Source organism: Paenibacillus sp. FSL R10-2778, from assembly GCF_038593035.1.
Taxonomy (GTDB): Bacteria; Bacillota; Bacilli; order Paenibacillales; family Paenibacillaceae; genus Paenibacillus_AQ; species Paenibacillus_AQ odorifer.
Window position 1 is genome coordinate 1,018,249 of sequence record NZ_CP151956.1, and the last position, 24,022, is coordinate 1,042,270.

Consider the following 24,022-nt stretch of genomic DNA (forward strand, 5'->3'; position numbering starts at 1 on the left):
AGCTGAAAGTTTGCCTAAAGAAATAGATCATGTAAATGCTATATAATAATCATATAAGTGGGATAAAACTCTGCAAAGGTAAGTCATGGTAAGAGATAACCAACGTTCAGGAAAGAGGCAGTACATGAAGAATTTACTCGTAACAGGCTACCGTGCGCATGAGCTCGGTATTTTTGACAATAAGCATCCGGGAATTCCTTATATCAAAAAGGCGCTGTCTAACAGATTAAAGCCGCTAATTGAAGAAGGCGTCGAATGGATTATTACCCCCGGCCAGTATGGTGTCGATCTTTGGGCTTGTGAGGTGGTATGTGAACTCAAGACTCAATATCCTGAATTGAAATTGGGGATCATTACGGCGCATACTGGACAGGAAGAGAAGTGGAAGGAAGAGAAGCAGGAGGAATACCGACGTATTATTGCGGGTGCGGACTTTTGCAGGGCGGTCAGTAATGCCCCTTATGACGGCAGCTGGCAGTTCAGGGCCAGAGATGACTTGTTGTTCCGCAAAAGTGACGGGATATTGCTCTTTTATGATGAGGATGCGGCGGAAGGCAGCCCGAAGTTTTTTAAAGAACGAGCGCTGAAGCTGCATGCAGAGGGGGACTACGAGCTGTTTCTTATTCATTCTGATGAGATTCAAAATATTGCCGATGAAGAAAATCAGCGAGATTATGAATAAAGCTACGAACGAAGACATTGCGAAATAAAAAAGCCCGAATCGGCATTGGGAAATCACCGTTACGGGCTTTAGTTTCTATTTGAACGAGAGGCGGAGAATAGGATGAGTGAGGTCAATCAAGCAGATATTTGTTATGTTATTTTGCTTAGCCCGACGAATCAAGACCGTAGAGACATGGAGATTATTCGTGGTCATGTTAAGCATTTACAAGAGCTGGACCGTAAAGGACAATTAGTGCTGTGTGGTCCCTTTAGTGATTGTCCTGGCGGTATGGTTATTGTAAGAGCGAACTCACGCGAAGAAGCCGTTCTCCTTGCCGAAAAAGATCCTTACGTGCTCTCTGGCATTCGTAGCTATGAAGTGCGTACATGGAGTCTGTCCCATGAGGGAAACAGGCATTTAGGTATTGTTCCGCTCCAGGAATAGGTTTAATCAAATGAAGCTTTTTAGCGAAGGTGCTTTTCGCACTTTGTAATGCTGCTCATAGGCATAGGCTAGCTTGATAAGCGTAGGCTCCTGATAAGCTTTTGCTGAGAAGGTTACACCAAAGGGAGCGCCGGCCGAAGTGTATCCAGAAGGAACGACGATGGACGGATATCCTGCTCTGGAAGTAATTCTGGCGCCAAAATCGGCAGGGAACAGCAGGGCATCCAGAGTGTATTCTTTCATAGTGGCATCGATCCCTTCTTCCTTGCACAGCTTCAGGTCAGTCGCACGATGGCGTAAATATTGAGCTTCGCTTTGTGTGCCGGAGGAGGTATATTCCGCATCTATTAATGTAGCTTGACCAAATCTCAAAGTCTCCACAGGGTGTGCATGATTAAAATCAATAATATCCTTCAAGGTTCGCATAGGTGCTCCTGGACCCAAATGAGATAAATAAGCATTCAGTGCTGTTTTGAATTCGTTTAATACCACCGAAGAGTAACTAATTTCGCGGGCGGTCTTAATATCCGCAGGATCAATGATGGTCGCTCCAAGCTCTCTCATTCTGTCGACGGAAGCGTTGAACAAAGCAAGCTGCTCATCTGTGAGCTCCTCAAAATAATAATCACGTGGTATCCCAATCCGAGCGCCCTGCAAACCATTCGGATCAAGGAATACAGTATAATCCTCGTGGATTTTACCTGTATTTGTTCCCATAGCTGCATCGTGCTGATCCTTGCCCAGCATGGCGTTTAGCAGTAACACGGCATCATGAACGGTTCTAGCCATAGGGCCTGCGGTGTCTTGTGTATTGGAGAGCGGCAGGATTCCTGAACGGCTGAGCAGCCCCACGGTTGGCTTAATGCCGATGATGGAGCCCAAATTACCGGGATTAAGAATCGATCCCGAAGTTTCTGTGCCAACAGAGACCGTACAGAAATTACAAGCGACAGCTACTGCTGAACCCGCACTAGAGCCGCCGGTTGGCGTAGAAATATTGTAGGGGTTAAGGACTTGCCCGCCACGGGAGCTATAGCCGGAGGGCATGCCGTTCGTCATAAAATTGGCGAATTCGGTCATATTGGCTTTACCCATAATAATGGCGCCGGCTTCACGCAGCTTGGTAACTATAAACGCATCTTCCCCGGCAAAAGAATTCGCCAAAGCCAGCGAACCCGCACTTGTATGCATTTTGTCCCCAGTATTGATATTATCTTTCAATAACACAGGTATCCCGTGCAGGGGGCCGCGTGGGCCATTAATTGCCCGTTCCACATCCAGAGATTCTGCGATAAACAACGCATCAGGATTAATCTCCAGTACAGAGTTAATCGTCAGGCCGTTTTTGTCGTGATCAGCAATGCGTTCATAATACATGAGAACTAGTTGTTTTGACGTAATTTCTCCGGCTTCTAATGCAGCTTGGATGTCCGGTATGGTGGCCTCTACGATTTCAAAACTCATATGCGTTCACGCTTCTTTCCCTCTAGGATATGGCTTCTCCTTCATCTAACCATAATTTGGGTGTCGTTGGTAGTTTTCTTTTTAGACTTACATTTTGATTGGCCATTTGATATATTCAGGTGTGCATTGTAATTTTTTTATTTTTCTAGATTAGGAGCTAAATTAAGAACATGAAAAACCACAACTTTGCTTCAAAAATTATCACTTTTTTTGTGGTGATGATAAGTTTTGCTGTTTTATCTTCAAGTCAAGCCTTTGCGGAAGACAGTGATCTCAAATGTTATTTGGACGGTAAGCAATTACATTTTAATGTAAGTCCTATACTGAAAGATGGAGTTACATACGTACCTATGCGGGCGATCTTTGAAGCTTTAGGCGCAACTATTAAATGGGATAATCATGCGAAGTCGGTCTCAGCGGTTAAAGGGGATATTAACATTTTTTATCTGGTCAAGGAAGGAAGAGTAATTGTAAACGCCAAAGAGCATGAGCAAGTCTTAAAGGGTATCAATTTTCAAAATAATACACTAGTCCCTTTAAGATTTATTAGCGAAGTGTTGGGTAGTAGTGTCACTTGGGACGAAGGTACAAAATCTATTTACATAACCTCACCAGTTGCCGAGGAGAAGCTTATTGCCCCGGTCAACAGAACAATTTCAGTAGGAAGCCAAGAGCAATCAAAATCGTTATCAGATGAGAGAAACAGGTTTGTTATAATCGTAAAGCACTACGGAATTAAAAATAATCAGCTGTATAGCTTGCTCGAATTTTCTAACATGGATAATAAAGACATCTCAATAAATTTTAAGTCTGGTGATCAAAAAATCATAAAGACATTCTCAAAGGAAAAGGACCCCATGCCGACTCTGAAATTTGAAAATTGTACGGAAGTAACCCATAAAGTAGTTATCGATAATATTGGCGGGAATATATATAAAATCCCGGAATTTTCAGTTAATCAGGCGTGTGTCAGTTCCAACCAATCCCAACAAGATGCGCTTGATGTATGGCGGAACAACAATTCCGGCCTCTCGGAATTAGGCAGTAACCTCGTGTCTGTCCGTAAATATATTCAAGATCAGACGGGTGGGCTGCAAAACTTTGTGATCCCGGCCAATAAAGCTGAACAGCTGATCTTGGTCGCCCCAGTTGGAGGGAAGGATAGGTTGGTTGTGGAGGGCGGTTATTTTGTAGGAGGTCTATCAAATAAGACTATAGAATTCCAACTAGATTATGAAGTGGTTTCCGAGCTCGATTTGGGTATTTATAGTTACATATATACGGAACCTGTATATTAAGGATCGTTTTATTAGAAAAGAGGTGTCCGAACGGCCAAAATAAATGGCTGCTCAGACACCTCTTTTGTTGTGAGTGTGTAGATTAAAGTCTGACAATTACTCCTGCGCTGCTGTAAATCCCTCTTCCGCTAAATATTCTTTAGCTTCCTCAAGCGTTTCAAACGCCATCTCCAGATTGAGGTCGGCATAGACATACCATAAATCATCCTCAAGCTTTAGGGTTAGGGTTTGGCCCTCATCATTAGTCCAGAGTGTATCGGCAGTTGCCGCAGCCTTTTTCTTTCTTTTGCTGGCTACAGGAGCATCAGGAATGTAAATAGACAGTGAGGTGATGGAGGCATCCAGCAAACTGCGCAGCTCGGATTCCGAGTAGTCGCGAATATTCACGAAGCCCTTATCGTCTGTCTCGTAGCCCCGCAGTAAGCCTGCGAACACATAGCCATTACCATTTGGATGCAGGTGAAAAGCCACGGTTTTCTTATCATGCTGGCTTTCCTCGTAGTGATAGTTCACGCGCCCAAGGGATACGTTTTTGCGTTCCAGCTGGGGGTAAGAGTCGAGAATCGCTAATTTTTGTTCAAAAGTAAGCATATACAGCCTCCGGTTTTCGGTGTGATTGTGCACATGATTATACCATGTCGCTGGATCGCAGACTATTTTTTAATCATCAAGCGGCAGAGACAGCACGAAGGTGCAGCCTTTGTCTGAGTGCTCCTCAAGCACGAGGCTTCCGTTCATAGATTCGGCCAGCAGACGGCTGAAGGTTAGGCCGAGTCCTAGACCACGCAGTGTGCTCTGCTTATCGCTGCCCCGGAAGAAGGCTTCGAAGACATGCTCACTATGATTGGATGAGATGCCAAGCCCGTTATCTTGAACACGGATTTCGGCAAAGCCATGACCTTGCTGCTCCAGCAGGTCTATCGTAAGCTGCACCCTTCGATCCGGAGCTTTGGCTTGTACGCTGTTATTAAGTAGATTGACGATAATCTGCTGGATACGAAGGGAGTCCCCACGCAAAAATAAGGGATTGATCGGCATGTGGAGCACGGGTTCAGCAACATCTTCCGCCTGTGTCAGTTTCCATTGATATACGATTTCTGATAGTAGTGGTACGGCATCGAGTCGGTCGTGACGAACGGAAACCATTCCTGCAGTCAGGGCATTGTAATCCAGAAGGTCGGCTACCATTCGCTGCAACCGCCCAGCCTCCAGCAGGGCAATATCCAGAAATTCCGCAGCTTCATCACCTTCAACGACCCCTTCGCGGACGGCATGCACCAGGCCTTTAATAGAGGTTACGGGTGTTTTCAACTCATGGGAGACTCCGGCCAGCATTACGGCTCGAGACTGCTCAAATTGCTGTAACTTGCCTGCCATCTCTTCAAAAGACATCATCAGCTCATGAATTTCCCGCTCTTTAGCATCCTTATCTAGAACGATATCATAACGGCCATGGCTGATTTGAGCCGCTGCCTCGACTACCTTCTGAATGGGTTTTGCCAGTTTACGAGATAAGAGGTAAATGGTTAGCCAACTTAAGATGATTAGAAACAGCAGCAGTATGGAGAAAAATATGATCTCCTCCTGTGGAATATGCCGCAGTGATTTTTTGGATTGCAGGACAATAACCTGTCCCAGTGTTTTGTCATCCGAATTTATGGGAGCCACAGCAGCTTTGAACTCCGGACTGCGGGAGTCGTTCAGGCTATCATTTAGCTTATATCTCATTTCCTTGTCAGTTAGAGGTGGCAGGGAGAATAGCATTTGACCTTGTTGATCAGTAATGATCACGCACATCTCTATGGTTAACTTGAAAAACCGCTTCCGGTCTTCGATCAGTTTTTCGAGATTATGGCTGATTTCAATGGAGCCTTCCATATTTAAGCTGCGATCTGCAATCTCCTGTGCCAAAAGCCCCGCAGTCTGCAGACGATTGCTCATAGCCTCCTGACGGATCCACCATAATGTAGCTAAAGCTGTGAGGAGCAGGCCTACACTAATAATGAGTAGATAACGTATCGTCCAGTAAGAAAGGATAGAGGTACGTTTGGCGTTGTTTCTCTTTAAGTTGTCCATAATTGATATCCCGTCCCCCTTAGGGTACGGATTTCCCCCTCACTAGTAGGCCAGTGCGACAACGCTTGGCGTAGTCTTTTGATCGACAAATCTACCGCCCGGTCGCTTCCTTCATAATCCATTTCCCATACAAATTCTATTAATTGCTCACGCGTACAAATCTGATTAGGTCTTTCAGCGAGAAATAACAGCACTGACATATCCCGAGGACTAAGACTCAGCTCAGCCCCATTTAAAAAGACAGCACGTGCTGTGAAGTCGATAAACAAACTGCCATAATGCCGTTTACGGCTGCCATCAGACCACTGCGAGGGACGGCGTAAGACAGCGTTCACGCGTGCTACCACCTCCTCGGGAATAAAAGGTTTAGACATATAATCATCCGCACCACCGTCGAGGCCGGCTAGCCGGTCATTGATCCCATCTCTTGCCGTCAGCATGATCACAGGGCAGCTGCTTTTTTCACGGATGAGCTTAAGCAGTTCAAAGCCGTCCATGTTTGGCAGCATGATGTCTAGTAATACTAATGAAGGAGGAGATATAGCAAAAGACTCCAGCGCAGCGCGTCCATCGGCTACACGGGTGACTTGAAAGCCTGCTTTTTTCAGATAAGCACTGAGGACCCTAGAGATGGCTTCTTCATCTTCTACAACAAGAATGGATTTCGTCAAATTGGAGTACCTCCAGTCCATAAAATTTACGACAAGTTTAACACATCATAGCCCGTTCTGCTCTGACTTCTTCCCGACATATTGCTTTGTTAGAATGAGGGACGAGCTTGAAAGCATACAGAAATTATGAATATTGGAGGGAACAGGATGAAGAGAAAAAGAATAGCCTTGATCGCTGCAGGAGTTATTATCGTAGGAGTAGTCACAGGTTATACATTACTGGATAAATCGCTGGGCAATAATGTAGAGATCGAGTCCGTGATTCCAAATCAAGCAACCACAGCAGATGCTGGAGAGACAACAAATAACACTGGAGCATCAGCAGGGGTGGCGGTCACAGCCGAACAATTAAACGGGGATTGGACCCTTGCGGAAACCTCTAAAGTCTATTGGTCAGTGACGACCTCTAAAGAGACAGTAAACTTCGTAGACAACAAAGTTCAGGGTACCTGGAAGGTAAATATAGAGGATTCTACTTCGATGGCCGGGGAAGGGACAGTGGATATGAGCGCTCTGGATTCTGGCAATAGCCAACGGGACGAGCATGTAAAAGGAGAGGATTTTCTATCCGTTACGGAATTTCCACAATCCACGTTTGTAGTGAAGTCATTTTCGGAGCTGCCGGCAGAATGGACTGAAGGAGCAACTGTGCCTGTTGAAATGCAGGGGACGCTTACCGTAAAAGGAGTAGAAAAGGACGTCACCTTTCAGTCGCAAGCGGTGTATAGCGGGGGACAGTTGATGTTGTCGGGAACGACAACAGTGGCCTTTTCTGACTTTGGTCTAAGCAATCCCCACACCGTTGTGCTGGATACAGAAAATAATCTTGAGGTTCGCTTGGAACTTGTGCTGACAAAATAGTAGCTCTTTCGTAAGGATAACGCTGCTGTGAAATTTATAGAGAGACTGTACTGAAGAGATTTTCCCAGGCTGTGTTGGCTTTTGGGAGAGTCTCTTTGGTTTGGAATGAATTGTATGTTTTAATAGTAGTATCTGTCGAATAACTAGCAATAGTGGAGGTGTTCTTTGTGATCAAGGTGGCGGCAGCAATTATACATAATGAAGAAGGGCAGATTCTTATTGCCCGGCGGCGGCAAGGTAAATCGCAGGCAGGTCTGTGGGAATTTCCTGGTGGCAAAATAGAGCAGGATGAGAGCATCGCAGAGTGTCTGCAAAGAGAGCTTCAGGAAGAGATGGGGATCACAATCCTTCCCTATGAGAGCTTTGGCATGAACGAGCATAACTATGGAGAGATAAAGATCCAATTGATTGCTTGGAAAGCGCGGTATCAGGGAGGTGTAATTGATCTGGTCGATCACGACGAACATAGGTGGGTGCTTCCGGCTGAACTGGATCAGTTCATGTTTGCTCCGGCTGATCTTCCTTTTGTAGAACGTCTAGTGATGGAATCAAAGCCGGATTGAAGGGAGATATAATATAATGTAGAAGAAAGGAAGAGCTTAAATGCCTGTATATGAAAAGCTAGTGCGTGACGGCATCCCCGATTTGATAGCTTCTCAAGGTAAAGATTTTAACACAAGGATATTAGAGTCCAAAGAATACATAACTGAACTACGTAAAAAATTGCAAGAAGAGTCGAAGGAATATTTTCAGGCAGCAAGTGATGAAGAAGCTCTGGAGGAGCTTGCCGATATGCTGGAAGTGATTCAGGCTCTGGCGGAGACACACGGGAGCAATAGCGTGGAGCTGGAGAAGCAACGTGCAGAGAAAGCTAAACGTCGCGGTGGATTTAAGAAGGGGATATATCTGATTGAAGTGGAAGGAGGGTAAAACGTTGTTCAAAACCAAACTGACGATGATCTTAAGCAGTGTGGTGGCCTTGATTCCTGTAGCTATTTATTTATTCCTTTATTCCAAAATGCCGGATACCGTGCCGATTCATTATGATGGGAACATGGCTGATCGATTTGTAAGTAAAGCTAGTCTGGAGGTTATTTTGCAAAGCGGGCTGGGTTGTTTGGGATTCATAATCATGAAGCTTTTACAGTTCCTTTTGCAAAAAGCGTTTATTCAAAGCTCTAACGAGCACTCAGCGGCCTTGAGCAAGATCTGGAATATTGCTATTTTGGTGGTGACGGTGGTGTTTGCTGGCATCAGTTCCTATACATTCATTAGAATGGTCTGATAGAATTAAAGAGACTTAGCAGAAGGATTAGGAGGAACATGCAAATGAAAATGGATAACGCTTACAAGGTGAGATGGGGAATTATTAGCACAGGCTGGATTGCTCATCAATTTGTTACTGATTTGGCGCATGCCAGTAATGGTGTGGCTTATGCCGTTGGGTCAAGATCTCAGGAAAGTGCCGATGAATTTGCTAAAAATCATGGGATTCCGCATGCCTATGCAACCTATGAGGAATTGCTGAATGACCCGAATGTAGACGCGGTATATATTGGAACGCCGCATCCTTTTCACAAAGAAAATGCTTTAATGGCGCTGCGTGCAGGCAAAGCTGTCCTGTGTGAGAAACCTTTTACCGTAAACAGCGGTGAATTGGAAGAAGTTGTGGCCTATGCTAGAGCACATAAGCTATTCCTGATGGAGGCAATGTGGAGTCGCTACATCCCGGCGATTGTGAAGGTTAGAGAATGGATTGCTGAGGGTAGAATCGGTGATGTTCGTTTGGTGAAGGCAGACCTAGGGTTTCGTACCGACTGGAACCCGGAAGGCAGATTGCTGAATCCGAAGCTGGGCGGGGGGGCGCTGCTGGATGTGGGGATTTATCCGGTTTCTTTTGCCTCCATGGTGTTTGGACCTCATCCTGAGTCTATTTCCAGCACAGTGCACATAGGTGAGACTGGAGTGGACGAGCATTTCTCGATGCTGTTGTCATATGGTAACGGGAAAACCGCTTCGTTGAACGGTGGTATTCGTCTTAACATGTTGGAGGAAGCGCATGTGTTTGGCACAGAAGGCCGTATTATTGTAGAGGGTACATTAGTGAACCCGAAATCGGCTGCGCTTTATATAGGAGATGAGAAGGTAGAGAGCTTTGTGGACGACCGTGCTTCTATTGGATATTGTTTTGAAGCGGAGGAAGTAGGACGTTGTCTTCAGGCAGGGCTTACAGAGAGTCCGGTGATGACATTGGATGAATCGTTAGCGATTCTGAAACTGCTGGATCAAGTGCGTGCACAGTGGGGGCTTAAATACCCTGGAGAGTAATTAAAATATAAATTAAACACCCCTCGGTGCAGTGCTACACAAGTAGCTCCGAGGGGTGTTGTTATATTAACTCAGCTGCGCTAGTTCTGATTATTGGCGTTTTTGCCTGCCTGGACCCAGCCGGCCACTTCAACGGTACGCTTCGCTTGATGAAAAACAGCGTCACGGATCCGATCCTGATCTTCGATCATTTTACCGTCTCCATCTACACTGACACTTGTTCCGTAAGGGTTGCCTCCCGCACCAAATGTGACTGGATCGGTATAACCGGGTGCTGCAACAATGGCTCCCCAGTGATACATCGACGTGTAGAGTGCCAAAATCGTAGCTTCTTGTCCACCATGCGGGTTCTGTGCTGAGCTCATGGCGCTGACGACTTTGTTTACTGTTAATCCTTTGCCCCAAATACCACCGGTTGTATCAATGAACTGCTTCATCTGGGAAGCAATGTTACCGTAACGGGTTGGGGAACTAAAAATAATCGCATCCGCTTCGACTATATCGTCGGGTGTGGCGACTGGGATATCTTTTGTTTTTTCAGCTAGGGCTTTCATGGCTGGATTTGCTTGAATTTTGTCCTCGGGGACCAGTTCCTGCACCTTCAGCAGTTTTACCTCAGCTCCTGCTTTTTCTGCGCTTTCCGCGGCCCATTGTGCTAGCTGGTAGTTAGTTCCTGTGGCACTGTAGTAGATGACAGCTAATTTGATTTTTGACATGCTGTAGTCATTCCCTTCGAGTGTAGTTCCATACTATTAATTACCCTAATGGTGTCTTTATAACCCAGAATGAAATCAATCTATTCGAACTGGACAGACAGATGTCCACTTTGCCTGTATATACTAAGTTCAAGCACAGGAAATGAGGGAGAATGGATGAATACTTATTTTGTAGAGAAAGCAAAAATGACCTTGGCGGGGGTTAGCATACGCACAACTAATGAAGCAGAAATGGGACCTGATGGAGGTTTGTCGCCGCTGTGGGAAACTTATTTTCAGAGTAATATTGCGGGGCAGATAGCTACGGTAAATCCTGAGTATATCTATGCTTTGTATACGGATTATGAGAGTGATGCGAACGGAGCGTATACCGTTGTGATCGGGCATGAAGTAGCTGAGGAGAGACATATAGAGGGAAGGCAGCTAGAGGAAGGCGAGCTAGAGGAAAACGAGCTAGTGGAAAGCGAGCTAGAGGAAAGCAAGCTAGAGAAAAGCGAACTAGAGGAAAGCGAACTAGTGGAAAACCAGTTCACCTATGCGGCTGTACCGGAGAGCAAATACATGGTTTTTAAGACGATAAAAGGTCCGGTATTTGAAGTAGTCGTGCAAGCGTGGGGGGAGATTTGGGCGTACTTTAAGGAGTCTGGGGAGGTAAGAACTTACACGGGGGATTTTGAGATTTATGATTCACGGAATTTTGACCCTGCTGACACGCAGGTTGAGATTTATATTGCGATTGAATAGATAGGGGAAGGATGGTTTTGTGTGCTTAGTGGGTTAAGTGCTTAAGCGGGAGATTTTAGGGAAAGTGTTATAGGAAGTGTTTATAGGGAAGTATTTTATAGGGAAAAAGGGATTTAAGGGAGTTGCTTCTGATAGTAGTATCAAGCAGCTTGCGAGAGAAAGGGGGGCTGCCGAGAGGTAGTCCCTATTTTTGCTGACGGCCAGGTACCGGGGAGAAGGGTTACTTGACGGTGGAAGAGAATATAAACAGCTTAAAATTCTCGGGATGTGTTGTTAATCTTTGCTGAGGCTTGCATTTAGGCAGACGGGGGGAGACATAAGAAAAGCCCTAGAGTATATATACTTAACTAATGTGTCTGCGGAAAAATATACGGTAAAAATCCCGTAGATTTGCTGGATTGGGCTCAAGTGGCGGGGATGTACGGTAAAAATCCCGTAGATTTGCTGGATTGGGCTCAAGTGGCGGGGATGTACGGTGAAAATCCCGTAGATTTGCTGGATTGGGCAGAAGTGGCGAGAATGAACGGTAAAAATCCCGTAGATTTGCTGGATTGGGCTCAAGTGGCGCGAATGAACGGTAAAAATCCTCTACATCAGCTGCATAGCGTCGAATTAGTCAGAAATAGGAGCAAAAATGCTCTATATTAGCCGCCCCGAGCTAAAATAGCAGGAAAGAGAGGCAAAAGTGCCCTACATTAGCCGCCCCGAGCTAAAATAGCAGGAAAGAGAGTCAAAAATGCCCTACATTAGCGGCAAACGCCGCTTGGACCTAGTCAAAGTTAGTTTGATGGAGGAGCTAGTGGAACTGTTGTTGTTAGTGGAGTTAATGCGCTTAAGGAACTGATTCAGTTGGTGAAACTAACGGAGTTGATAGAGCTAATGTAACTGTAGAAGTTAATGTAGTCGGCAAAGCTAGTTAGTTAAGCAAATGTGGTTGATGGAACTGAGGTGATTGGTGAAGCTGTTGTAGTTCATGTAGTTTCATGTAGTTCATGTAGTTCATGTAGTTCATGTAGTTCATGTAGTTCATGTAGTTTATGTAGTTTATGTAGTTCATGGAACTCATTGAGTCGGCGGATCCGATAGAGTTGAAGTAGAGATGACCAATTAGCCAACACACAAATATACAGAAATGGAGAATGCCAAATGGGAAAACAATTTACCGCTATACTACCTGTACATGAAGCGTTTATTCTTCGGCAGCACCTATTTTTCGTAGGGTCAGCGCCGCTTTCAGAAGATGGGCATGTTAACCTTTCGCCGAAAGGACATGATTGTTTTCGGATATTGTCTCCTAATCAGGTGGCCTATCTAGACATGACTGGCAGCGGTAATGAGACGAGCGCGCATCTGCTGGAAAATGGAAGAGTGACGGTTATGTTTTGTGCGTTTGAGGGGCCGCCTAATATTTTAAGACTGTATGGAACAGGGGCTGTGATTTTGCCTGAATCAGGAGAATGGGAAACACTGTCCCCTTTGTTTACATCTCTGCCTGGAGCTAGACAGATCATTTTGATAGATGTTCATAAAGTACAGACTTCCTGCGGATTTTCGGTCCCATTCATGAGTTATGCGGGTGAGCGGGATACGTTGCAGCGTTGGTCTATCCAAAAGGGCGAGGCAGGCCTGAAAGAATATAGACAAGAGAAAAACACTAAGAGTATAGACGGGCTACCCACACCTCTTGGACAAAAAAACTGACCAGAGAGGGTCTCCCATACTTATGGTCAGTAGAAGGAAGGCACAAACCATAGGGTTGCTTACTTAAGTCATTAAAAGTTGTCTGCTTCGTATATGTACACCCAAGCCGCTATAGTTGCTTGACTACTCATTATAAATGTTCACTAGGTGGATACAGTGTATGCTATAAACCATTACATTCGATCTCATTAGGCAAAGTAATAAGCTAATTGAACGCAACAAGTAATCCGTAATCCTGTAACCTGTAATCCCGTAATCAAAAAAATGAAGGACATAAGGGTGACGATTCATTTGGCATCCCATTGGAGGGTTTTTTAGAGTGTCTTTCCCTATTTAATAGTCTATTAAACTTATTGCTTTTACTGTTATTTCTATCATCGCATGCTCGTTTATTTAAACTTATAATGAAGGCGATGGGATGGGCTGCTTTTCCATCAATCATCGTTTACATTCTCATGTAGAAGTTATTTTACGTAGATTAATAAACGGACAAAGGAGATACAGCATGCTGCCATCACTCGCATTTCTTAAACGTCAATTAGAGGGGATTTTACGCAATAAATTTGCACAGGGGCATCAAACCTCGGGTTATTTAGCCAAGCTGGAACAGCTTCCCGCAAGCTATGATGCCTATCTGGAATTCGCTCATAGCTTGGTGGCCATTCCAATGAGGGACAATTGGCCTTACTATGAACCAAACGATTTACAAGAGATATGGCAGGAATGCGATCCGGCACGACCTTTAGGCCAGGTCGGCATCTTGAATCTTAAGGATAGCTCCAAGCGTGTGGAGGCGGGATTCCTCGCTTCAGTCTGTGGTTCAATGCTAGGCAAACCGATTGAGGTAAACCCCAGCTTGTCGGAATTGCGTAAAGCTTTAACTTCTGTAGGGGAATGGCCACTGAATGATTACATTTCTGATGAAGTTCTCCATGCTTTAGATCGTCGACATTGGTCTTGGTTTGAGACGACGCGGGGGCGGATTCGTTATGTGGCACCTGATGATGATATCAATTACACATTAATGGGAATGATGGCGTTAGAACAATTTGGCGATGGTTTTACGAAAAGAAATTTAAGAGATTTATGGATAAATCATCTTCCGATAAGTACTACTTGGGGACCGGAGAGGACCATTTTGCTTCGATCGGGGATTAGCTATCTGGAGCATGATAGAGAACTATTCAATCATTCTGAAATAGAGGCTTGGCCCGACTTCATGGTGCAAGATACAGAACTATGCGGAGCAGCGATTCGCGCAGATGCTTACGGTTATGCCTGCCCCGGTCAACCCGCTCTTGCCGCTGAGCTAGCTTGGCGTGATGCAAGTTTTACACATCGCCGGACGGGGATCTACGCCACGATGTTCATCGCCGCTGCGATTGCAGTTGCGCAAGTGCTGCGCGATCCTATTAAAATAATAAGTACTGCACTGCAATTCGTACCTGGAAGGAGCCGATTCTATGAGATTACTCAGGATTGCCTGCAGAGGGTAGCGAATGCAGATAACTGGCTGGAAGCTTATCAGAGCATTAACCATAAGTATGCAAATTATAGTCACTGTCAGGTTTATCAGGAAATAGGTACCTTAATTAATACATTTCGATTTGCAGACAATGTCGGTGACGGGATATGCAAGCAGGTGATGCAAGGCAACGATACGGATAGTTTTGGAGCAACAGCAGGCTCTCTGCTCGGGGTTTATTTCGGTTCTGACAGCCTGGAAACAAGATGGCTTGAGCCTTTCCAAGACCGGATTCATACGGGATTATCTAATTTTCATGAGCAAAAGCTATCCCGTTTGGCTGAGCGGATGGGGCGTTTGCCAGAGCTGTTGCATACTCACCAACATCGAATTGAACCCAGCGAGCTCTATGTAAACGAGAACACCGATTTAAACCTTTGAATTTGATTTCATCAAAAAAATGGTTAAGTGGGACCTATATAGAAGTGCTTTAGAAATTAAAAGTGCCAATTGAGTAGCTGAGTAAAAGTCACCGTGCTTAATGCAATACGACATTATCCCGTAACAGGTTACTTTTTGATTTTTTTCATCTATCCATAGACTGCTAGTACATGGAAAAAAAGACACCAACCCCCGGTTAGTGTCTTTTTGTCTAGCAACAGGTACTGCTAACAATGGCAAATTTGCTTGAAGATGTTACATCAAACGTAGATCACATAAGGGATGATGCGTAACCAATGGTGTGAAAGCGTCTAGAGCAGATTACTTGAAAGTTCAATGGATTGTTAAAAACATCCACAATAGGTAAATTAACGAGACTTAGACTACAGGATAATTACGAATGATTAACGAGCTATGTGATCTTCATGGCATTACGTACCTATTAACCATCGAAGCGCTGTTCAACGCTAGTTGCTATAAGTGGTGGAGCTTACAGGATCGTCGAGCCGACACAAAGACAAGGTTATCCCGTATGCCGTATGCCGTATGCCGTATCCTGTATCCTGTATCCCGTATCCCGTATCCCGTATCCCGTATCCCGTATCCCGTATCCCGTATGCTGTATCCCGTATCCCGTATCCCGTATCCCAAATCCCTACCGCCCAAAGCTCATGCTACCTACGGATTCCACTATAAACACAGGCACATATTGCTCGCCCATGTCTGTTCCAACGAGCTCATATCCATTCTGATATTGGCCACTAACTAACGCGTTACCTGTAACGGAACCCACTTCTCCTTGGAGCAAAATATAAATCCCATCCGAGTAAGCAAGACTATTGCCGAAGTTATCTACGACGATCTCACAATGAAAAGAGACCTTTTCAAAAGGATGAGTGGTCAGATCCGCAGCTGAGATTACGGCATACTCCTGAACAATCTCCGCGAATTGATAGATGCCGTCTACTTTACGGTAAAGTGCCGTTTGCCCGTCAACACCGTCTCCAAGATCTGCATTAGGCACGAGAATAGAGTCATCCGGCTGCAGTTCATAACTATCACCAGCTAAAGAAAATAACTGCGAAATACCATTCGATTTCATCTCATACGCTGTGAAAAGGGTGCGTCCACCTTCAACCTCAGATTGGGCTAAAACCACAGGTACACCTGAAGAGGTTGCCAACTGTTCATTAAAAGTAAGACTGCGCAGACTCTCGAAGCGTGGCAAGCTGTTTCCGGTTAATGTGACCACATTGTCGTCGTTATTCATCGCGGCATAATAGAGCACGCCACTATTATCCGTCCCGGCAACGATCACTTTTGTGCTCGATAGTCCTTTGCGTGAGATGACGTTGTTGTATTTGTCTTGCTCTTCTCCCCCAGGAAGGAGGCGAACAGGCTCTGCGATATTCCAGGCAATTCTAGCAGCGGCAATGTTTGTCGAAGTATCTTCTAGCGGGGCAAGATCTCCGTATAATTGTATCGCCTCGGCATATTGACCTTTAGTAGTCAGACGTTTGGCATTTTTTAGTAGCTTAGCCTTAGTGGTATCGATCAAAGTCAGCACCTTTGATGAAGTGATACCTGCCGATCCTGCAAAATTACGATAAGCTACAGCATGCCCTGCAAAAGCTGTGATATTGTCACCTTCAAGATCCTTGTTCAGGATGATCTTCCCGCTGCTTTCTGCTTGTTGAAGTACCCAAGGAGCTTCGTAATTATGCTGGCTATAAGCACTCATCAGGGACAGGGTGCTTTCCAGCATGCCGGTAAAGTTTCCTGCTCCTGCTAAGGATTTTAATATAGCTGTGTCATGGCTTTTAAACTTTGAGGCTAGTAAATCCTCTTTGGAAGCTGTACTTCCATAATAAGCATCAGGAATCTGCAAAAGATTCCATTTGAAGTTCTCTTCATTACTCACCCCTCCGCTCTGGTTCTGGGCAAGCTCGGCAAGGAACTGCTCCTTAAACTGACGGAAATAAGAGGTGAACTGGTCTGAAATGCCTGAGGCCGACGATAACTGGCGATAATAGGATTCATAGGAACCGCCTGGCTTCATATATGTAGCTTTTAAACTGAGCAGAGCTTGATAGCTCTTCATAAATCCGGTAAAATCCTTAGTCGCTGCTTCCTCCTTAGTAGAGGTTAACAAATCATTCAGAACCTTGCGGATGTCTGTGATTGGAGCTAATTCATCCAGACGTTTTGCGACTCTTTTTTCCTGGTAATCAATGGAATAGTTGGCCGCTGCTTGACGGTACTGATTCTCTGCATTAATCAGATCCCCGGCAGCGTAGAGACGGTCGGCTTCTTTGGTGATTTGTATTTTATCTGCGATGAGAAAAACCTTCTGTCCAAGCAGCACAAGCATGCATATACACAAAATGATCATAAAGTTTCGCAGGGTTATTAATTGTTTGAACGTCATATAGAGTAGCCTCTTTTTTCAAAATATAAGAAAGCCTAAGAAAGTATAAGTTTCACGGTATACATCATCCTTATATTTCTTTGAGAAACGGTTGGTTGTCATCAATAAGGATGTTTGCTTTATATTGGTTCATCTTGGCTTTCAGGTCTATTGGACCTCCGGGTCCCAGCGATATTTAGCTTCACGAATGTCAGCTACCCTGAGGTCTAAGCCGTTCCAAGGTTCATGGGGATTCGCAGCAATGAGTTTGGACAACCGCATAAAACGGTCCTTGGGCAGATCTTGCACGTATCGGCCAATCATATTGGAGTAGAGCAGGGCATAACGCTTCATTCTTACCGCCGCTCCTGCAACGCTCGTAAGGATGGTTAAGCCGTTAGCCATCTGGCGAATCTCCACTTCATAGTTCTTCACGTAGCGTAGTGTGCGATCCTTAATGAGATCAGGACGGACTTTAGCGATCTCGCCGATATATTCGGCTAGCAGTGGTTCGAAGTCTTTTAGAAGAAGCTGCTCCAGTTCTAGATCCATATCCTTGCGGAGTAAAAATCCATGCAGCAAAGCCACTCGCTGCCGCGCGATCCGGTCGCCGCGAAGCAGGATGGAGAGCTCGCGCAGCTTCTCATAGGCAAGAACATCATCCTCACGGAGTACGGAGACAGCTTCCTGACGGTTGACCTCCAGCCCTTCCTTGATGATGCCGATCCCACGACCAAGCAGCTCATTGAGAGAACGAAGATTCTCGTTCTGCCTTACTTTTCGCTGCGTATAGTACAATAGTCCAGCAAGCACAAGACCCCCGGCACCACACAATATCATTTGTTGGATGCTATTTCCAAAATAGACAGAGGCTAGTGTGAGCAGTAAGATGAATAGTAGGCGGGTATGCATCTTCCGTCTGGCTAGTGATGCTGCGTGCTGCTCTACAGCAATAAGTGAGGCTCTGCCACATTTGCTACAGCGGTCTTCGCCAAGAGCGGTATACCGCCCGCAGTGGCGACAGATTCGCAGCTTGTCATAAGCGTAACGCGGGGCCTTGAAAGGCCGGAAGGTAACGGGTCTTTTCTTATTCACGGCCTTTATCGCCTCCGTTCAAAGCGGCTAGCAGTCGATCGTTAATATCATCACGTGTCAGTGGTTTGCGCTGATGTGCGGCATAAATGGAAATCTGAATTACGGCAATTAGGAACGTAATCCCAAGAATGACGTATGAAATCATGGAACAATCCTTTCTCATGGACGCTCTGCAGTCCAGATGGCTTTTAGAATGATAATCTTCTATGCATCAATGCACTGGGTCCGGCGGTCCTAAAGTTGAAGTTTACAAGGTTTAATTATATCATAATGGCATGCTATTTACAGATTTTAGCGATAGTGCTGAACCTGTCATATGTGCCTAATATAACACAAGAGGAGCCCTATTTATGCTTCGTAAATATCAAAGTATTAGAACAACCAAGACTCTCTTTCTACGTATCTTTCCGGCATTGCTCCTGGCTCTTTGTCTAGCTGCCTCGCCTTTTGCAGCTGTTAAGGCCTATGCGGCAACGTCGGCGCAATCTCACATTGACGCTGTGCTTCTTATTGATGTCAGCAACTCCATGAAGACTAGTGACAAGAACAAAATCGCCAACGAAGCGATGAAAATGTTCATAGATATGTTATCCACCCAAGGTGATAAAGTAGGTATTGTTGCCTATACCGACAAGGTGCAACGGGAAAAGGCCCTGCTGCAAATTAGCTCGGAGAGCGATAAGCAGGATTTGAAGGATTTTATTGATGGTTTGGACCGAGGAGCTTACACCGATATCGCTATTGGCGTAGAGGAAGCTGTAAAGGTTCTGCAGAATGGAAGTGACCCTTCCCATGAGCCTATCATTGTAATGCTCGCTGACGGCAATAACGATTTCAATAAAGCGACAGGCCGGACGCAAAGTGAATCAGATAAAGAGCTGACGGCGGCCGTAGAGGTTGCCAAAAAAAATGGCTATCCCATCTATACTATTGGACTAAATGCAGATGGCAAGCTGAATAAACAAAGCCTCGCCAACCTGTCCAGTGAGACGGGTGGTAAAGCATTTTCGACGGACTCAGCAGATGATCTGCCGCAAATCCTGAGTGAGATTTTTGCCAGCCATTTGAAGCTGAAGGTAGTGCCTGTGCAGTCGATTACTGCAAATGGCGATTATCAGGATGTGACCGTCAACGTGCCTAACGGCAGTGTTTTGGAAGCCAATATCTCAATTATGTCTTCACAGCCTGTGACAGCGAAATTAACGGACCCGTCAGGGAAAGAAGTTACGATCCCCTCAAACAATGTCCTGCTGTCCAAGTCTTCTACTTATAGCTTGATTAAGCTACTGTCACCGCAGGAAGGAGATTGGAAACTTCAGGTTAAAGGTGTGCCAAAGGATAAGATTGATATTAATCTAGTCTTTAACTATGACCTGGAGCTTAAGATCGATGCGCTGCCATCAGCAACCTATAAAAAGGGTGATGAAATCGACATCACCTCCCATCTGTTCAGCAACGGTACTCAGGTAACACTCAGTAATTTGTATCAAGATATGAAGGCGGTACTGCTTGCTACAGATATTGATACAGGTGATGTGCAAGAAATCGAACTGGATAACTCCGGAGCTGTCTTCAAGGGTACATTTGAGGTAAAAGAAAGCCATAACTACGAGTTGAAGGTACGGGCAGAGGAAAGCAGCTTTTATCGGGAAAGTGCACCTATCCAGATCAGCGCGAAGACAGGCGGAGCAGCAACAACAGCACCTTCTACAGGGACTGGCAACGAAGAACCCCTGAAGGAAGCCTCATCCAAAACCCTGTATTACATTATAGGGGGCATTCTTTTAGTGCTGGCAGCGGGTGCAGCATGGTATGTGCTGAATAAGAAATCGGCACGTGGTTTTGTTGGACAGCTGGTAGTAGAGGTTAAAGACAGCAATACGGGTGAGAAGACCTACCCACAATATAAGAAGCTTGCAGGCTTCAAGGGCAAGTTCAGCCTTCATCAGCTGCTGCAATTGGCGCCTGAACTGAAGGAGAGCGAAACTGTTATTTTCACACCGGCTAAGAATGACCGATTGCTGTTACGCAGCGGAGAAGGTGTTACTGTGGAGAGATCCGGACGTGCTGCGGATGCTTCGCGTGGTCTTGAACTGAAGAGTGGGGACCGCGTTTCAGTATCTCTACAGACGGTAGATAAGACGATTTATCTGGAATATTTAGTATAGTAGGCAATGGCAATGTATGCCGCAGAAACAGTTTTGCTGCAAGATATCTGAAGTACAGCTTCCGCAAAACTTTTAGGAGGATAAGCATATGAAACCAGTAGTAAGAGAGCATATACAGCAGTTGGATGTATCACTAGGCGGCGGGATTGTCAGCGATAAAATCAGGGTGGATACGATTGATAATCCGATCCTGATCATTGGACTAGGCGGCACGGGCATTGATGCCCTGCTGCGTCTTAAATATCAGATTAACCGCCGCTTTAAACTGCCGGAGGATCCTATATCCAAGAAGAAACGGGACAAGCCGGATAATGTAGAATTTCTAGCTTTTGAGACGAATGAACAGGATCGCGGAAAAAAATACAAAGGCATTGGGCTGGACCCGCAAAATGAATTTGTACTCCTGGCGAATGCGGAAATCGGCGGACTGCTACAGAACCGTAGTATCCTCGATTCGTACATTACGGATTGGCTGTCACCTGAGCTGAGTATCACAGATGGTATGAATGGTGCTGCTGGTGTGCGGCAGGCTGGACGTCTGCTTTTGTTCACCAAGATTAATCAGGTTGTAGGCGCGATTGATAAGAAGATCAAGACGTTATCCGTAGGCACTAACAAAAAGCTGATGGTCTTTCTGCTGACAGGTCTGTCGGGCGGTACAGGCAGTGGGGCTTTCTTGGATATTGCCTATATCGTGCGCGGTATTATTGAACGTGACTATGGATCAGCCGGTATTGACCGTGTGAACACGCTGGGTTATCTCTTTACACCTGACGTGAACCTGTCTAATAAAAGTCTAAGCGAGCACACGCGTGAATATATTCGCAAGAACGGTTATGCAGCGCTAAAAGAGCTGGATTACTGGATGAATGTGGACAGTCGTGGTGAGCGGTTCCAGCAGCAATACGGTAATATTTTGACAGTAAATTCACCGCTGCCTCCATTTAATCTATGTCATTTGATCTCTGCAACGAATACCGAGGGTAAGCTGCTGGAGAATGCGTACGATTACTGTATGAACGTAACGGCGGAGAACATCACGAACTTTATGGCGAGTGAAGAAAAACAGTCTGGTGAAGAATTCGCCATCCATGATTATATCAGCAATATCCGCACCAACATTGCGCAGATGAACAAGACCTACCCAGCTAACTATGAATACAACATTATCGGTGCCTCGTCCGCTGTGCTTCCGATTGAGGAAATGACGACTTACCTGGCTTTCCGCTTGTTTGATAAAATGGAAAAAATGTTCCAGCAGGCGCCAGGTCAAGAGGATGTAGAAAAATTCGCACGTAAGCTTGGAATTGATCTCGACAGTATGATCAAGACGTTTGAATCCCGTGTGCCTGAGCCGTTGCCAGGCTACGAGAACAGCGAACGCTTGAGCCATGCCAATGTTGTTAAGAATCAAGTGGTAAGCATGGATACAGAGCTGGAGCAGAACTTCCTGGCTCGTGCCCGTGAAGAATATATCAAATCGAAAAAGCAGCTGCCTGGCGAAATTGTGGGACGTTTCAGTGAAGAGCTGGAGCGCATATTCCTGCATCCAGAGCAAGGACCGTTCTACGTTTCCCGCTTGCTGTATACCGAGAAGGGCTTCTGTATTTTGAAGCTGATTCAGTCTTATATTGAGGCTTTACGTGAAAGCTTGTTGCGTTTGCCACGTGATATTGAGACAGCGCAGGACAGTGCGGATGAGAAGCTGAGCGATGCCCGCAGTGCTTTTGTCTCCAAAGAGAAGAAGAAAAATGCCTATATTGAGGCTAAAATCAATGAGTATTGGCTGCACGCCGATGTAGAACGCACTGAGCAAATGATTCAATTTTACGAGGACTTATATGAGCTCTTAAACGATGAGAACAGCCGGATTTACGGTGTGTTTACAGAGATTCTTAGTGCGCTTAGCTCGATTTTTGCCAAGAACGGGGACATCCTTATCAATGGCGAAGAGCAGGCAGACTATAAAGGAAACAAAACTTATTATTGGAACATTGTGAACGTGCCGGATATTTCGGCGACCATCTCCAAGATTATGGATCAGAAGGACGGCGACGACCTGATTCGTGACTTCACCCGTGAAATGCTGAAGCATTCCGGACGTTGGGTCAAAGAGCAGGAGATTGATATCGTTCGCTCAATTTCGGAATTCCTTAGCGATAAGTTTGGGGATCTGATTACCCGTTCGATGGAGGATTTCCTTGTGATGAAATTCGGCCATGAAGAGCCGCTGGATAAATTCGTTGAGCGGATTATTGCCGGTAAATTGGACGAAGAGGCTGTGCCTACCTTCCACCTTAGCAATAGCTCAGGCAGCTTACATTTCCCATCATGGGGTTTCGTTTCCGTGCCTGTTAAAGCGCCGGGTATCCTAAAAGGGATTCGTAATTATCAGAATAATGCGCTTGGCAAATCGCAATTTACGATCAAGGAGAGCCAAGTGAAAAACCGTATTTTCTGGCTTAATACACGTAACGGTGTGCCACTTTTCGTATACACGCCGCTGCGGGTGTTTGAAGAAAACTATGAGCGGACCATTCTCGACAAGGAAGGGATCGGCCGCCATCTCGTGATGACGGATAAGAACAACTGGACGTATCTGCCTTCTCCGATTCCGGAAAAATCATGGGGCGACACTTACGTCAATTCTCGTGTACGTGATTATAACGCTAGAGTGCGTGCAGACTTTGCAAAAGCGCTGGCAAGTGGAGTCATTATTGAAAAAGGTGTAGATGAGAACACAAGTAACAGATATTCTGTTGTGTTCACCAAACCTTTTGATCTGGACGCCATTTTGAACGGTTTCGATATGCAGCTGCAATCTACACGCCCAAATCTCGGTGAAGTGAAGAAGGCGGTTGATGAGCTGAAGAGCCTGCGTGAGAAGGGCTTGGAGCGGGAAGGCATTAAAGATATCTTTGGCAGCATCAACAAGGACATGGCGCAGGAGAATCTCATTCGTTCACCGCAGCTGATTTCACGTGTTCGTGTGGAGCTGGCTAAATATGCTGAACTGACTGCCAAAGCCGCTGAGCTTGAAGGTGTGCTTCATCAATATCTGGACGAAGATAAGTGGATGGATCAGTTCATTGAAGCTTTGTATACGGACAGCATTATCAAAAAAGGCGCACTCTACGTTTATGACCGTGATGAAGAAGAGGACGCTTGGGAGCCGTTTGCTAATTTGATGAAAGAGCGCAGCTACGTAGAGTATGCCGTGTATCGGCACTTCCGGGAGCTGGATGAGAAGAGCCGCAGCGTACTGCTGCGTAAGGCAGCACGTCGTGCAGGTGAAATGACTGCCGCTGAAGACGTTACCCCGCTGCTCTATAAGCTGGAAGGACTGTATGTATCATTCCTGGAAGCACGCGACAGCTTGGAGTACGAACGGGTAGAGTATGAGAGCGGCGATGAGATGTACGGATTCTACAAGAGCATGACTAGCAAGCTCGGCAGTATCCGCAGAAAGTTGAAATAGG

At 45.6% G+C, this 24,022-nt stretch carries 22 protein-coding genes; 14 read left to right on the forward strand and 8 right to left on the reverse strand.

What is annotated here, in order from left to right:
• Positions 1 to 124: 124 nt before the first annotated feature.
• Both NST40_RS04420 and NST40_RS04425 read left to right on the forward strand, forming a co-directional pair.
• Positions 125 to 682, forward strand: a complete 558-nt coding sequence (locus NST40_RS04420) for a DUF1273 domain-containing protein (protein WP_036680784.1) — start codon at positions 125 to 127, stop codon at positions 680 to 682.
• A 102-nt stretch (positions 683 to 784) separates the two neighbouring features.
• The gene (locus NST40_RS04425; protein ID WP_051491142.1) at positions 785 to 1,108 is read left to right on the forward strand and encodes a YciI family protein; all 324 of its coding nucleotides are present in this window, start codon (positions 785 to 787) and stop codon (positions 1,106 to 1,108) included.
• A gap of 6 nt (positions 1,109 to 1,114) precedes the next feature.
• On the opposite strand, the gene NST40_RS04430 is transcribed toward NST40_RS04425, so the two are convergent.
• Positions 1,115 to 2,572, reverse strand: a complete 1,458-nt coding sequence (locus NST40_RS04430; protein ID WP_076219585.1) for an amidase family protein — start codon at positions 2,570 to 2,572, stop codon at positions 1,115 to 1,117.
• Positions 2,573 to 2,742: 170 nt separating this feature from the next.
• Here NST40_RS04430 and NST40_RS04435 point away from each other — a divergent pair, with 170 nt between their 5' ends.
• A complete protein-coding gene (locus NST40_RS04435; protein WP_341001222.1) occupies positions 2,743 to 3,870 on the forward strand; it encodes a copper amine oxidase N-terminal domain-containing protein in 1,128 nt (375 codons plus the stop codon).
• Positions 3,871 to 3,966: 96 nt separating this feature from the next.
• Here NST40_RS04435 and NST40_RS04440 read toward each other — a convergent pair whose 3' ends face one another.
• The 3 genes from NST40_RS04440 to NST40_RS04450 form a co-directional block, all read right to left on the reverse strand.
• Positions 3,967 to 4,461 carry a hypothetical protein gene (locus NST40_RS04440; RefSeq protein ID WP_076099543.1) on the reverse strand — a complete coding sequence of 165 codons (495 nt, stop codon included), beginning with the start codon at positions 4,459 to 4,461 and terminating at the stop codon, positions 3,967 to 3,969.
• 69 nt (positions 4,462 to 4,530) lie between these two features.
• Positions 4,531 to 5,946, reverse strand: coding sequence for a HAMP domain-containing sensor histidine kinase (locus NST40_RS04445; RefSeq protein ID WP_076276817.1), 1,416 nt, complete (start codon positions 5,944 to 5,946; stop codon positions 4,531 to 4,533).
• Positions 5,934 to 6,617: a response regulator transcription factor gene (locus tag NST40_RS04450; RefSeq protein WP_232061150.1), complete on the reverse strand. Its 684-nt coding sequence runs from the start codon at positions 6,615 to 6,617 to the stop codon at positions 5,934 to 5,936. The genes NST40_RS04445 and NST40_RS04450 overlap by 13 nt, the downstream gene beginning before the upstream one ends.
• Positions 6,618 to 6,764: 147 nt before the next feature.
• Here NST40_RS04450 and NST40_RS04455 point away from each other — a divergent pair, with 147 nt between their 5' ends.
• The 5 genes from NST40_RS04455 to NST40_RS04475 all read left to right on the forward strand — a co-directional run bounded on the left by NST40_RS04455 (position 6,765) and on the right by NST40_RS04475 (position 9,806).
• The gene (locus NST40_RS04455) at positions 6,765 to 7,478 is read left to right on the forward strand and encodes a YceI family protein (protein WP_076219582.1); all 714 of its coding nucleotides are present in this window, start codon (positions 6,765 to 6,767) and stop codon (positions 7,476 to 7,478) included.
• A 167-nt stretch (positions 7,479 to 7,645) separates the two neighbouring features.
• On the forward strand, positions 7,646 to 8,041 hold the full coding sequence (gene mutT / locus NST40_RS04460) for an 8-oxo-dGTP diphosphatase MutT (RefSeq protein WP_076185009.1): 396 nt from the start codon (positions 7,646 to 7,648) through the stop codon (positions 8,039 to 8,041).
• 40 nt (positions 8,042 to 8,081) lie between these two features.
• Positions 8,082 to 8,408: a nucleoside triphosphate pyrophosphohydrolase gene (locus NST40_RS04465; RefSeq protein WP_076276819.1), complete on the forward strand. Its 327-nt coding sequence runs from the start codon at positions 8,082 to 8,084 to the stop codon at positions 8,406 to 8,408.
• 4 nt (positions 8,409 to 8,412) lie between these two features.
• Positions 8,413 to 8,763 (forward strand): DUF1648 domain-containing protein, encoded by a 351-nt coding sequence (locus NST40_RS04470; protein ID WP_081387265.1) that lies wholly within the window; start codon positions 8,413 to 8,415, stop codon positions 8,761 to 8,763.
• Positions 8,764 to 8,813: 50 nt separating this feature from the next.
• A complete protein-coding gene (locus NST40_RS04475) occupies positions 8,814 to 9,806 on the forward strand; it encodes a Gfo/Idh/MocA family oxidoreductase (protein ID WP_076129619.1) in 993 nt (330 codons plus the stop codon).
• An 80-nt stretch (positions 9,807 to 9,886) separates the two neighbouring features.
• Here the strand turns inward: NST40_RS04475 and wrbA are convergent, their stop codons facing one another.
• Positions 9,887 to 10,522 carry an NAD(P)H:quinone oxidoreductase type IV gene (gene wrbA / locus NST40_RS04480; RefSeq protein WP_076138996.1) on the reverse strand — a complete coding sequence of 212 codons (636 nt, stop codon included), beginning with the start codon at positions 10,520 to 10,522 and terminating at the stop codon, positions 9,887 to 9,889.
• Positions 10,523 to 10,678: 156 nt separating this feature from the next.
• On the opposite strand from wrbA, the gene NST40_RS04485 reads away from it, so the two are divergent.
• The 4 genes from NST40_RS04485 to NST40_RS04500 all read left to right on the forward strand — a co-directional run bounded on the left by NST40_RS04485 (position 10,679) and on the right by NST40_RS04500 (position 14,873).
• On the forward strand, positions 10,679 to 11,266 hold the full coding sequence (locus NST40_RS04485; protein WP_342410439.1) for an effector binding domain-containing protein: 588 nt from the start codon (positions 10,679 to 10,681) through the stop codon (positions 11,264 to 11,266).
• 417 nt (positions 11,267 to 11,683) lie between these two features.
• Positions 11,684 to 11,914, forward strand: coding sequence for a hypothetical protein (locus tag NST40_RS04490; RefSeq protein WP_342410440.1), 231 nt, complete (start codon positions 11,684 to 11,686; stop codon positions 11,912 to 11,914).
• Positions 11,915 to 12,412: 498 nt separating this feature from the next.
• The gene (locus NST40_RS04495) at positions 12,413 to 12,967 is read left to right on the forward strand and encodes a pyridoxamine 5'-phosphate oxidase family protein (RefSeq protein WP_076308981.1); all 555 of its coding nucleotides are present in this window, start codon (positions 12,413 to 12,415) and stop codon (positions 12,965 to 12,967) included.
• A gap of 505 nt (positions 12,968 to 13,472) precedes the next feature.
• Complete coding sequence (locus tag NST40_RS04500; RefSeq protein WP_076308980.1) at positions 13,473 to 14,873, forward strand: ADP-ribosylglycohydrolase family protein; 1,401 nt, start codon at positions 13,473 to 13,475, stop codon at positions 14,871 to 14,873.
• A 655-nt stretch (positions 14,874 to 15,528) separates the two neighbouring features.
• On the opposite strand, the gene NST40_RS04505 is transcribed toward NST40_RS04500, so the two are convergent.
• The 3 genes from NST40_RS04505 to NST40_RS04515 all read right to left on the reverse strand — a co-directional run bounded on the left by NST40_RS04505 (position 15,529) and on the right by NST40_RS04515 (position 18,520).
• Positions 15,529 to 17,301, reverse strand: coding sequence for a hypothetical protein (locus NST40_RS04505; protein WP_076276822.1), 1,773 nt, complete (start codon positions 17,299 to 17,301; stop codon positions 15,529 to 15,531).
• Positions 17,302 to 17,448: 147 nt separating this feature from the next.
• Positions 17,449 to 18,375, reverse strand: a complete 927-nt coding sequence (locus NST40_RS04510) for a hypothetical protein (RefSeq protein WP_036680808.1) — start codon at positions 18,373 to 18,375, stop codon at positions 17,449 to 17,451.
• Positions 18,368 to 18,520: a hypothetical protein gene (locus tag NST40_RS04515; protein WP_155986556.1), complete on the reverse strand. Its 153-nt coding sequence runs from the start codon at positions 18,518 to 18,520 to the stop codon at positions 18,368 to 18,370. Before NST40_RS04515 ends, NST40_RS04510 begins: the two co-directional genes overlap by 8 nt.
• Before the next feature lie 205 nt (positions 18,521 to 18,725).
• Between NST40_RS04515 and NST40_RS04520 the strand changes: the two genes are divergently transcribed.
• Together NST40_RS04520 and NST40_RS04525 are read left to right on the forward strand one after the other, a co-directional pair.
• Complete coding sequence (locus NST40_RS04520; protein WP_342410441.1) at positions 18,726 to 20,543, forward strand: vWA domain-containing protein; 1,818 nt, start codon at positions 18,726 to 18,728, stop codon at positions 20,541 to 20,543.
• A gap of 88 nt (positions 20,544 to 20,631) precedes the next feature.
• Complete coding sequence (locus tag NST40_RS04525; protein ID WP_076194441.1) at positions 20,632 to 24,021, forward strand: tubulin-like doman-containing protein; 3,390 nt, start codon at positions 20,632 to 20,634, stop codon at positions 24,019 to 24,021.
• Position 24,022 lies beyond the last annotated feature (1 nt).